Genomic DNA, 10,708 nt, shown 5'->3' on the forward strand with positions numbered 1-10,708 from the left:
CTGGTCCGAGGGCGCGCGGGAGCGGTTGAAGGGGCTTCTGGCCGACAACGGCCTGACCGGCGCACGCGAGATCGCCGATTTCCGCGAGGTGCCCGAGGGGAAGGGCGGTCTCTTCCTCGTCGTCTGGCCGCTGGAAGCGGGCTTCGTGGCGCCCGGGCTGGCGGGGATCAGCGAGCAGGACGTGCTGGGCGAAAGGCTGACCGCGAAGCCGCGCCGCAAGCGCAAGGCCGACAACTTCCTGCGCGAGGTCGATACCCTGTCACCGGGCGATCTGGTGGTGCATGTCGAGCATGGGGTCGGGCGCTATCTGGGGATCGAGACGATCACGGCCTTGGGCGCGCCCCATGCCTGTGTGATGCTGGAATATGCCGAGAATGCGAAGCTCTACCTGCCGGTGGAGAACATCGAACTGCTCAGCCGCTATGGGCATGAGGAGGGGCTGCTCGACAAGCTGGGCGGGGGGGCCTGGCAGGCGAAGAAGGCGAAGCTCAAGGAGCGGATCAAGGAGATCGCCGACCGGCTGATGCGGGTCGCGGCGGAACGCGCCCTGCGCCACGCGCCGATCCTGGAGGCGCCGCATTCGATCTGGGAGGCCTTCGCGGCCCGTTTCCCCTATCAGGAGACCGATGACCAGCTGGCGGCCATCGCCGATGTGGTGGCGGACCTGGAGAAGGGCTCGCCCATGGACCGGCTGGTTGTCGGCGACGTGGGTTTCGGCAAGACCGAGGTCGCGATGCGGGCGGCCTTCGTGGCGGCCTTGTCCGGGATGCAGGTCGCGGTGATCTGCCCGACGACGCTGCTGGCCCGGCAACACTACCGCAGCTTTGCCGAGCGGTTCCGGGGATTTCCCATATCGGTCAGACCCCTGTCGCGGTTTGTTTCCACCAAGGATGCCAATGCCACCCGTGCGGCCATGGCGGACGGATCGGTGGACATCGTTGTCGGCACCCATGCGTTGCTGGCGAAGGGGGTGACGTTCAAGAAGCTGGGCCTGCTGATCATCGACGAAGAGCAGCATTTCGGCGTGGCGCACAAGGAACGGCTGAAGGAAATGCGGTCGGAGGTGCATGTGCTGACCCTGACCGCGACGCCGATTCCGCGGACGCTGCAACTGTCGCTGACCGGGGTGCGCGACCTGTCGATCATCGCGACGCCGCCGGTCGACCGGCTGGCGATCCGCACCTATGTTTCCGAATTCGACACGATCACCATCCGTGAGGCGATCCTGCGCGAACGCTATCGCGGGGGGCAGAGCTTCTATGTCGTGCCGCGCATCGCCGACCTGCCCGACATCGAGGACTTCCTGAAAACCCATGTGCCTGAGGCGAGCTATGTCATCGCCCATGGCCAGCTGGCGGCGGGCGATCTGGATGATCGGATGAACCAGTTCTACGACGGCAAGTTCGACGTGCTGCTGGCGACGACGATTGTTGAAAGCGGGCTGGATATTCCCACGGCAAATACCATGATTGTCCACCGGGCGGATATGTTCGGGCTGAGCCAGTTGTACCAGATCCGGGGGCGGGTGGGCCGGTCGAAGACGCGGGCCTATTGCTACCTGACGACGAAGCCCCGCGCGCCGCTGACGCCGCAGGCGGTGAAGCGGCTGAGGCTTCTGGGCAGCCTCGACAGCCTCGGCGCCGGGTTCAACCTTGCCAGCCACGACCTCGACCTGCGGGGCGCGGGGAACCTTCTGGGCGAGGAGCAGTCGGGGCACATCAGGGAAGTCGGCTACGAATTGTACCAGCACATGCTGGAGGAGACGATTGCCAAGATCAAATCCGGCGAGTTGCAGGGGCTGTCGGCCATCGACGACGACTGGTCGCCGCAGCTGAACCTGGGCGTGCCGGTGATGATCCCGGAGAGCTACATTCCCGATCTCGACATCCGGCTGGGCCTGTACCGGCGGTTGTCCTCGCTGACCACGAAAGTGGAGCTGGAAGGTTTTGCGGCCGAATTGATCGACCGGTTCGGGCCGCTGCCCAAGGAAGTGAACACGCTGATGCTGATCGTCCGTATCAAGGCGATGGCCAAGCGGGCGGGGATCGCGAAGCTGGACGCAGGCCCCAAGGGGGCGACGATCCAGTTCCACAACGACAAGTTCGCCAATCCAGCGGGGCTGGTGGACTTCCTGAAGGCGCAGGGCCCCGCGGCACGGGTGAACGGCAACAAGATCGTGCTGCAGGGCGAGATGAAGACCGAATCCGACCGGATCAAGGGCGCCTTCGCCATTGCCCGCGACCTGGCCGAGGTGGTGAAGGCGGGCCGGAAGGCCTAGCTTCGCGGCTCGCCCAGGGTCTTCAGCGACAGGATGAGGGCAAGGCCGATCAGGACCACGGTGCCGACGAGGAGAGGGGTCGAGGTGCCGTCGAAGGCGAGGCCCACCGGGATCGCCAGGGCGACGGAGAACACGGTCGCGACCGAAGAGATGACCGAGGCGGCAAGGCCAGCGATATGGCCGACCGGCTCCATGGCGAGCGCGTTGAGGTTGCCCATGGTCAGCGCCATCATCGAGAAGAGGCTGATGCACCAAAGGATCTGGAAGGCAAAGCCCGGGGTGCCGCTGAGCGTGCCGGTGCCAAGGAGGGCAAGCGCCAGGCAGGAAAGCGCGAAGACGGCGGCATAGGTCCGGCGCAGCACGCGGCGCATCCCGAGGGTCATCACCACCCGGCTGTTGAGCAGGCTTCCCAGCATCGACACCACGGCGATCAGGGCGAACCAGAGCGGGAAGCTTTCGGCCCGGTCGAACTGGCGCTCGAAGATGCCTTGCAGGCTGGAGAGCGTGGCGAAAAGCGCGGCCAGGGTCAGGGTCTGCAGGATGGTGGAGACCAGGATGATACGATGGGTGAAGAGCTCTTTGGTGCCCGCCCAGAGGTTGCCCAGATGCAGCGGGCGGCGTTTGTCGTCCGGCAGGGTCTCGGGCTGGCGGAGGCCGAGCCAGAGCATGGTGAGGCCGGAGAAGAGGATGTAGGCCAGAAAGATCGACTGCCAGCCGCCGAGGGCGATGATGCCCTGGCCCATCAGGGGGGCGATGGCGGGGACGAGGGTGAAGATCATCATCGCGAAGGACATGATCCGGGCCATCTCGCGCCCCGAATAGAGATCGCGCACCATGGCGATGGAGACGGTGCGGGGTGCGGCGGCGGCAAGACCCTGCAGGAGGCGGGCGGCAAGGAGGATTTCGAGCGAGGGCGCGAAGTAGCAGGCCAGCGCGGCCAGGGCGTAGAGGCCGGAGCCGACGAGCATCACCCGCTTCCTGCCGAAGGTGTCGGACAGCGGGCCGGTGAAGAGCGTACCGATCCCCATGCCGAGCACGAAGCTGGTGACCACCAGCTGCGCGGCGTTGGGCGCCTCGGGCGAGAGGGTGGCCGCGATCTCCGGCAAGGCGGGGAGCATCGCGTCGATGGAAATGGCAATTGTGGCGAAGAGCATGGCGACAAGCGCCACGAATTCGGTCTGGGAGATTTTCTTGTCGGTCACTTGTCGGCCTGCCCCGAGATTTCTGCGATGACCTTGTCCCAGGTGTCGGTCGGCTGGGCGCCGGAAACGACGTATTGCTGGGCGATCAGGAAGGTGGGGACGGCGTTCACGCCCTTGCGGCGGGCATCCTGGTCGCGGGCCTGGATGTCGTCGGCATCGGCGTCGGATTGCAGGAGGCGGAGCGTGGCCTCACGGTCCATGCCGTTTTCCCCGGCGATGTCGGCAAGGGTTTCAAGGTCTCCGATATCGCGGCCTTCGACCCAATAGGCGCGCATCAGGGCGGTGACGACGGCGGATTGCACGCCCTCGATCCCGGCCCAGTGGATCAGGCGATGGGTGTTCAGCGTGTTGGGCATGCGCTGGGGCTTGTCGGGATCCATGTCGACACCGGCTGCCTTCGCAGCCTCGCGCAGGCGGTCATGGACAGCGTCGACCCGGGCCTTGCCGCCGAACTTCTCCTCCAGATAGGCGCGCTTCGCCACGCCTTCGGGCGGCATGTCCGGGTTCAGTTGGAACGGATGCCACTGGATCTGGAACGGGTGGTCGGGGTGCTGCGCGAGCGCCCGGTCGAGGTTGGCCTTGCCGACATAGCACCAGGGGCAGACCGGGTCGGAGAAGATGTCCAGTCGGATTGCAGAGCGGGTCATTCGGGTCTCCTGTAGCGGGCGGCGAGCGCCTTGCGGATCAGCTTGCCGGTGCCGGTGCGGGGCAGGGCATCGAGGCGCTGGTAGTGCCTTGGCTGCTTCCAGCGGGCAAGGGCCTTTTCGGCGCATTGGTGCAGAAGGGTCTCGTCGATGGCGCACGGCGCTTCGTAGAAGAGCGCGAGGATCGTGGTGCCGGGCACGGGTTCGACCTGGGTCGCGGCACAGGCGGTGATGCCGGGAAGATCGTGGAAGGCGGCTTCGATTTCCACGGGCGAGACGCGGAAACCGCCCGCGTTCAGGAGGTCGTCCTTGCGGCCGAGATGGGTGATGGCGCCGTCCGGGGCCATGGTCGCGGCATCGCCGGTGCGGAACCATGCGCCTTGCGGGGGCGGGTGGCCGAGATAACCGCGCATGAGGCCGGGGTCGGCGGTGGAGACGGCGAGTTCTCCCGCTGTCCCGCGCGGGACGGGGTGGCCGTCGTCGCCAAGGATGGCGATGTGGCGGCCGGGCTGGACATAGCCTGCGGCGCCTACGGGCGCGGGGCGGGAGGGGGAGCCGGAGAGGTAGGTGGAGCATTCCGACATGCCCAGGGCCTCGTGCAGGTCGGTTCCCGTGCGGTTGCGCCACTGGTTGCGGAGCGCTTGTGGCAGGGATTCCCCGGCGGAGAGGCCGTGGCGGAGGGTCGGGAGTGGCGGGACTTCGGCGCGCAGGATCTGGCGGTAGACGCCGGGGGCGGCGGCAAGGATCGTCGCTTCGGCGCGGTGCAGGAGCGAGGGAAGGGCGGTCGGAGGCGTCCCGGCGGCGGGAATCAGGGCGGTGGCGCCGCAGGTCCAGGGGTCAAGGAGGCCGGTACCGAGGGTGTAGGTCCAGTTCAGGGCCCCGGCATGAAGGAGGCGGTCGGTTTCGGTGAGGCCCTCCCAGTGCCGGTGCATGGTCTGGCGGGCGAGAATGGCGCGGTGGGCGTGGGAGACGGCCATCGGCGTGCCGGAAGTGCCGGAGGTAAAGACGACATAGCCCTCGCGGTCGGGGTCGCCGAGGTGGAGGGGGGCCGGGGGCAGCTTGGCCCATGCGGCAAGATCGGGAGTGAGGCGGCGGGCCGGGTGGTCGGGGAGAAGGATGCTAGGCTCGGCGGCGATGAGGCTTGGAGTGACGAGGGCGGCGAGTTTGGTGATCTCGGCCCGGGTCAGGGCGGCGGAGGTGGGGACGGGGACGAGACCGGCCCAGATGGCGCCGAGGTAGAGGATCGGGAAGGCCAGCGTATTGCCGAGGCGGAGGAGGATGCGGTCTCCCGGGCGCAGGCCGAGGGTCAGGAGGGCGGTGGCGCAGCCTTGCGTCAGACGCAGGAGTTCGGCGTAGGAGAGGGTTTCGTCGCGGTCGGGGTGGAGGATCGTCAGCGCCGGCTTATCGAGACTGGCAGCGCGCGCCAGCACATGGCCGGCGAGGTTGAAGGCCTTGGGAGCCGCAAGGAAAGGGCGGGTGTCGATCTCGGAGAGCATGGGCAAGGGGTAGGCAGCCTGCGCGGCGGTTGCAAGCGGGGGATGGCTCGACTATCCGGAGAGTATGGTGCTGACCGATCCGAAAAGCATGATCCGCGTGGCGCGCGAGGCCGGGGGAGAGGCGCATGTCGAGCCCCTGAACCTGGGCGAGCGCGTGCGCGAGCTGCGCCGGTCGCGCGGCTGGACGCTGGAAGAGGCGGCGGTCAGGGCGGGCCTTGCGCGGTCCACCCTGTCGAAGATCGAGAACGGGCAGATGAGCCCGACCTATGACGCGCTGAAGAAGCTGGCCGGGGGGCTGTCGATCGGCGTGCCGCAACTGTTCACGCCGCCCTCGAAGCAGCAGGTCATGGGCCGGATGGCGGTGACGAAGCTGGGCGAGGGGCAGGCGCAGGCGACCGTGACCTACGAGCACGAGCTGCTGGCGGCCAGCCTGACCCGGAAGCAGATGCTGCCCTATCGCGCGACGATCCGGGCGCGGGACATGGACGAATTCGACGGCTGGGTGCGCCACGACGGCGAGGAGTTCCTGTATGTGCTGACCGGGGTGATCCGGCTTTACACCGAATTCTACGAGCCGGTGGAACTGCGCCGGGGCGATAGTGCCTACTACGACGCGGCGATGGGGCATAATGTGATCAGCCTGTCGGAGGAGGATGCGACGATCCTGTGGGTCACGTCGCTGGTGTGATGAGGCTGGTTTGATCTGGCTCATGGCCCCGGGCCGGGCATGACGCTAGGGGTTCGGGAAACGGTCAGGGGAGGGGCTGGATGCGGATTGCGGTCCTGACGGACATCCACGCCAACCGCGAGGCGTTCGAGGCGGTGCTGGCCGATGTGGCGGCGCATGGCGCGGATCGGATCGCGCTGCTGGGCGACATCGTCGGTTACGGCGCGGACCCCGGCTGGTGCTGCGACAAGGCGGCCGAGCTTGTGGCGGCGGGGGCGATCTGCGTGCGCGGCAACCACGACAACGCCGCCTCGGGGGCGAGCGAGGCGATGTCGACGCTGGCACGCAAGGCGCTGGATTGGACGCGCGACCGGCTGGGGGAGGCGCAGGTGGACTTCCTGGCCGGGCTGCCGCTGACGGCGGACGTCGAGGGGGCGCTTTTCGTCCATGCCTCGGCGAACCGACCGGAGGAGTGGAGCTATGTCACCTCGGACACCAAGGCGACACCCTCGTTCCGGGCGACCACGGCGCGGTTGATCCTGTGCGGGCATGTGCATGTGCCCTTGCTGGCGAGTTGTGATCTGGGGGGCATGGTGCGGGAGCAGGCGTTCCGTACCGGCCTGCCGATTCCGCTTCTGCCCAGCCGGAGGTGGCTGGCGGTGGCGGGCTCGGTCGGGCAGCCGCGCGACGGGGTGGCGCAGGCCGGATGGGCGCTGGTGGATACCGGGACGGCGGAGCTGACCTTCCGCCGCACGCCCTATGACGTGGCGGCCGCGGCGCGCAAGGTGCGGGCAGCGGGGCTGCCGGAGGAGCTGGCCGTGCGGTTGCTGGTGGGACGATGATGCAGATACGTCCGCATGAGGGGTTGCAGATCGACGGCTTCACGCTGGGAGAGAAGCTGCACACCGGCGGCTTCGCGACGATCTGGGCGGTGACGCATCCGGACCATGACCTGCCCATGGTGATGAAGGTGCCGACCATCCTCGACGGATACGACGGCCCGACCATCGTGGGCTTCGAGGTCGAGCAGATGATCATGCCGCGGCTTTCCGGCCCGCATGTGCCGAAGGTGATCGCGACCGGGGGCTTCGACGTGATGCCCTATATCGTGACCGAGATGATCGACGGCGGGTCCTTTCTGCCGGTCTTCCAGAAGGCGCCCCTGCCGCTGTCGGACGTGATCGAGATCGCGGCGCGGATGGTGGCGGCGGTGGCGGATCTGCACCGGCAGCATGTGATCCACCTGGACCTGAAGCCCGAGAACTTCCTGCAGCGGAAGACCGGCGAGATGGTGATGGTGGATTTCGGGCTGTCCCGCCACGACCAGCTGCCGGACCTTCTGGCCGAGGAATTTACCATCCCGATGGGGACCTATCCCTATATCGCGCCGGAGCAATACCTGCGCTGCCGCGACGATCCTCGGTCGGACCTCTTCGCGCTCGGCGCCATGCTCTATGCGCTGGCGACGGGGCGGAACCCCTGGGGGACGCCGGAAACGCTGCGGGGGGTCAGGAAGCGGCTGTGGCGCGACCCGGAGCCGCCCCGCGCCATCCGGCCCGAGATCCCGGAATGGCTTCAGGAGATCATCCTGCGGGCCTTGTCGGTCGATCCGATGCGGCGCTACCAGACGGCGGCGCAGATGGCGTTCGACCTGTCGAACCCGCAGCAGGTCACGCTAACCGCGCGGGCGCTGAAGCTGAAGCGGGATGGCTGGCTGCAGGTCTTCGACCGCTGGCGGGTGATGCGGAAGATCAGGCGCTTCGCCGCGCCGGCTTCCGTCGCGGCCCAAGTGGCGTCGGTGCCGATCATCGTGGTGGCGGTGGACCTGTCGCCGCAGGGGGAAAGGCTGGCGGAGGTTCTGTTGCGCGCGGTGAAGCGGATGCTGATTCTGGAACCCGACGCGCGGATCGCCTGTGTGAACGTAATCAAGACGGCGCGGATCGGGATCGACCAGGGGACCGACGACCAGGGCAACAACCTGCATGTGCTGCGGCTGGTACAGCTGAAGGCCTGGGCTGAAGGCATCGACCTGCCCGACCACCGCCTGACCTATACCGTGCTGGAGGGGCCGGACCCGGGGCAGGCGATCATCGACTATGCCACGGCGAACGAGGTCGACCACATCATGATGGGTGCGCGCGGCCATTCGACGACGCGGCGTTATCTGGGGTCCGTCTCGGCGCAGGTGGTGGCCGAGGCGCATTGCTCGGTCACGGTGATCCGCCTGCCGGAGGGGCGGGCGGTGGAGCCGCGCCCGGCGCTGGCGGAGACGGAAGCCGCCGCGGTCTGAGGGCCGTCAGAAGGTGTTCTGCACCGTGCGCGCGCCGCCGGAGATGTCTTCGCCGACACCGGCGATGGTGTTGCATCCGGCCAGGGTGGCAAGTGCCGCGATCAGCAGGGCCAGTTTCGTCATGCTCGAACCTCACGTTTCTAGTTTGCCTGATACCACCAGATGTCGGGCAGGAACCCGATGAAGTCACCATAAAGCGGTATCCTTTCGGGATACTTGAGATTGGCGGCATATGCCAAGCGCGAAACGTCCGAGTACCAGATCGGAATCACGTAGCGGCCCGAGGTCAGCACCCGGTCCAGCGCGCGGGTGGCGGCGGTGAAGTCCTCGGCGGTCTGTGCCTTCAGCATGGCGGCGATCATCGCCTCGGCTGCGGGGGAGTTCATCCCCATCCAGTTCCGCGTGCCGGGCTCGGTCACGCCGCCCGCGCCCCAGTAGAGCAGTTGCTCGTTGCCCGGCGACAGCGACAGCGAGCGGATGTAATGCGTCATGTCGAAGTCATAGGCCGAGGTGCGCTGCCGATACTGCGCATCGTCGATCTTGTTCAGCCGGGCGGTGATGCCGAGCGGCTTCAGCGCCTCGATATAGACTTCGGCGGCCGAGGCCAGTTCGTCCTGGCCTGTTACCAGCAGGATCTCGAAGGTGAAGGGTTCTCCCTTGGCGTTCTTCAGCACGCCGTCATCGCCCACCGTCCAGCCGGCCTCTTCCAGCAGCTTTGCCGCCGCGCGGATGTTCTTGCGGTTCGCCTGGTCGCCGTTCGACACGGGGAGCGCATAGCCCTCGATCGCGCCGGGGGGGAGGTCGGCCTTGAAGGGTTCGAGAAGTGCCAGTTCGCGCCCTTCGGCGGGCTTGCCTGGTTCCATCCCCAGGGTCGAGTTGCCGAAATAGGAGGGGATGCGGGGCAGAAGGCCGCCGTTCAGGGTCTGGTTGATGAACTCGAAGTTGAAGGCGAGGATCAGCGCCTCGCGCACCCGCCAGTCGGCGAAAATGGGCCTGCGGGTGTTGAAGACGAAGCCTTCGATTCCCGAGGGGCGGCCATGCGGGATTTCGGCCTTGATTACAGCGCCGGACTGGACGGCGGGGAAGTTGTAGGAGGAGAGCCATTTCGACACATTCGCCTCGCGGTAGACCGAAAGCTGGCCCCCCTTGAACGCCTCGAAGATGGCCTGCGGATTGGTGAAGTAGTCGTAACGGATCTCGTCGAAATTCCACTGGCCGCGGTTGAACGGCAGGTCCTTGCCCCACCAGTCGGGATTGCGCCGGTAGGTGACTTGCACGCCGAGGTCGGAGGAGGCGAGAAGATAGGGGCCGGAGCCGATGGGCACCTCCATGGTGGCTTCTGCGAAGGTCTTCCCCTCCCACTGCGCCTTCTTCAGGATCGGGCGCAGGCCGAGAATCAGCGGCAGTTCACGGTCTTCCACATTGAAGGTGAAGCGGACGGAGCGTTCGCCGGTCTGCTCCATCCTGGCGATTTTCTTCCAGGCGGCAGCATAGCGCGGGTTGCCGTCGACCCCCAGCGTCTCGACCGACCACATCACGTCGGCGACAGTGACGGGGGAGCCGTCAGAGAATCGGGCCTCGGGGCGCAGGGTGAATTCGACGAAGGATCGGGCCGCATCGGTGTTGATCGATTCGGCCAGCAACCCGTAAAGCGAGAAGGGCTCGTCGTAATTCCGGCCCATCAGCGTCTCGACCACAAGGGTGGAGATGCCGAGCGCGGGGCGGCCCTTGGTCACGAAGGGGTTGAAGCTGTCGAAACTGCCCGCCTCGCCCCAGCGGTAGGTTCCGCCTTTGGGCGCATCGGGGTTCACCTGGGGCAGGGACACAAAATCCGGGGGGAGGGCGGGGTCGCCATACATAGCTATGCCGTGCTTAGGCTCGGCTTGCGCGGTTGCGGCGAAGACGGACAGCGCTGCCGCGAGGCCGATCTTGCGCCAGACGGCGCGGCTTTCCCCGATCATCCCCCGATGCTCCCCTTCCCGGCGGTTGTGTCGGCGGACACTAGGACGGAGATCGTGGCAATTCAAACTTTTAGCTTGGCCATCGGCGGAGAGGGGACTATATATGACTCACTGCTCGATAGGTTTCTTGCCTGTATGAAACCTGCCTCAAAGACTTAACGCCGGCCTTG

Annotated in this window: 9 protein-coding genes; 4 read left to right on the forward strand and 5 right to left on the reverse strand. The window is 66.9% G+C overall.

The annotated features are described in order from the left end of the window. A partial coding sequence (mfd, locus tag V7Q39_RS15265; RefSeq protein WP_333817468.1) for a transcription-repair coupling factor occupies nt 1-2,278 on the forward strand: 2,278 nt, incomplete at its 5' end. Here the strand turns inward: mfd and V7Q39_RS15270 are convergent. Genes V7Q39_RS15270 through V7Q39_RS15280 form a run of 3 tightly spaced genes read right to left on the reverse strand, consistent with a single transcriptional unit; the run spans nt 2,275 to nt 5,620 of the window. After that, entirely contained in the window at nt 2,275-3,432 is a 1,158-nt protein-coding gene (locus tag V7Q39_RS15270) for a multidrug effflux MFS transporter (RefSeq protein ID WP_333817476.1), read from the reverse strand. The two genes, mfd and V7Q39_RS15270, sit on opposite strands and share 4 nt — an antisense overlap. A gap of 44 nt (nt 3,433-3,476) precedes the next feature. After that, nucleotides 3,477-4,127, reverse strand: a complete 651-nt coding sequence (locus tag V7Q39_RS15275) for a DsbA family oxidoreductase (RefSeq protein WP_333817469.1) — start codon at nt 4,125-4,127, stop codon at nt 3,477-3,479. Next, nucleotides 4,124-5,620 carry a class I adenylate-forming enzyme family protein gene (locus V7Q39_RS15280; RefSeq protein WP_333817470.1) on the reverse strand — a complete coding sequence of 499 codons (1,497 nt, stop codon included), beginning with the start codon at nt 5,618-5,620 and terminating at the stop codon, nt 4,124-4,126. The genes V7Q39_RS15275 and V7Q39_RS15280 overlap by 4 nt, the downstream gene beginning before the upstream one ends. A 64-nt stretch (nt 5,621-5,684) precedes the next feature. Between V7Q39_RS15280 and V7Q39_RS15285 the strand changes: the two genes are divergently transcribed. The 3 genes from V7Q39_RS15285 (at nt 5,685) to V7Q39_RS15295 (ending at nt 8,577) form a co-directional block, all read left to right on the forward strand. Continuing rightward, on the forward strand, nt 5,685-6,308 hold the full coding sequence (locus V7Q39_RS15285; RefSeq protein WP_333817471.1) for a helix-turn-helix domain-containing protein: 624 nt from the start codon (nt 5,685-5,687) through the stop codon (nt 6,306-6,308). Between the two features lie 80 nt (nt 6,309-6,388). Further along, nucleotides 6,389-7,129: a metallophosphoesterase family protein gene (locus V7Q39_RS15290; protein ID WP_333817472.1), complete on the forward strand. Its 741-nt coding sequence runs from the start codon at nt 6,389-6,391 to the stop codon at nt 7,127-7,129. Further along, nucleotides 7,126-8,577: a serine/threonine protein kinase gene (locus V7Q39_RS15295; RefSeq protein ID WP_333817473.1), complete on the forward strand. Its 1,452-nt coding sequence runs from the start codon at nt 7,126-7,128 to the stop codon at nt 8,575-8,577. The genes V7Q39_RS15290 and V7Q39_RS15295 overlap by 4 nt, the downstream gene beginning before the upstream one ends. Nucleotides 8,578-8,583: 6 nt before the next feature. On the opposite strand, the gene V7Q39_RS15300 is transcribed toward V7Q39_RS15295, so the two are convergent. Together V7Q39_RS15300 and V7Q39_RS15305 are read right to left on the reverse strand one after the other, a co-directional pair. Then, a complete protein-coding gene (locus V7Q39_RS15300) occupies nt 8,584-8,700 on the reverse strand; it encodes an entericidin EcnA/B family protein (RefSeq protein WP_333817474.1) in 117 nt (38 codons plus the stop codon). Nucleotides 8,701-8,717: 17 nt separating this feature from the next. Next, nucleotides 8,718-10,538 (reverse strand): extracellular solute-binding protein, encoded by a 1,821-nt coding sequence (locus V7Q39_RS15305; protein ID WP_333817475.1) that lies wholly within the window; start codon nt 10,536-10,538, stop codon nt 8,718-8,720. Nucleotides 10,539-10,708 lie beyond the last annotated feature (170 nt).

It is taken from the genome of Tabrizicola sp. (assembly GCF_036781545.1).
In the GTDB taxonomy this organism is placed as follows: domain Bacteria; phylum Pseudomonadota; class Alphaproteobacteria; order Rhodobacterales; family Rhodobacteraceae; genus Tabrizicola.